This window comes from Phormidium sp. CCY1219, from assembly GCF_055795085.1.
The window spans coordinates 1-475 of the sequence record NZ_JAYFEQ010000336.1; the positions used below are offsets into that span (position 1 = coordinate 1).

Here is a 475-nt window from a genome sequence, read left to right on the forward strand (position 1 = left end):
CCGGGTTGTTTACCCATTCTTGTACTCCAGTATTTGAGATTGCCGTCATATGGGCTGGCCTCGCCTTTGACTTTAACATGTCTGACAATTGGAGTATCGGCATAGCATTGCAATTTGATTGGATTTGATTCCGCTCGTGTTGCAAATACCCAGTGCCGATTCCCTATTGTTTGCCAGTATTTCTTGGCTACCCACTTTCCAGTTTTGTTGGGATGTCTTCGGTTTCCCCATCTGGTTAACTTCCAATATAATAAGTTATCCATTTGAGAAAAGACTTCCTTAGACACTACTGTTGAGCAGTAGTTGCTCCACCCTCTGATGACCGGGTTGAGGTGTCTTATTAACGCCACTTGCGGTACTGCGATATTGGAGTCTACTATCTCTTTCATCTTCTTGTTGTGGGTTTTGATGGCTTGATTGCTGGGTTTGATGATAGTTTTGAAGCCTAGTGGATTACTGTGTGTGTCTTTCCCAG

1 protein-coding gene is annotated in these 475 nt (G+C 43.8%); it reads right to left on the reverse strand.

What is annotated here, in order from left to right; translation table 11 throughout:
* Nucleotides 1–389: group II intron maturase-specific domain-containing protein (locus AC0QH1_RS05885; RefSeq protein ID WP_324630000.1), on the reverse strand; the 389-nt coding region annotated here is incomplete at its 3' end.
* Nucleotides 390–475: the final 86 nt, after the last annotated feature.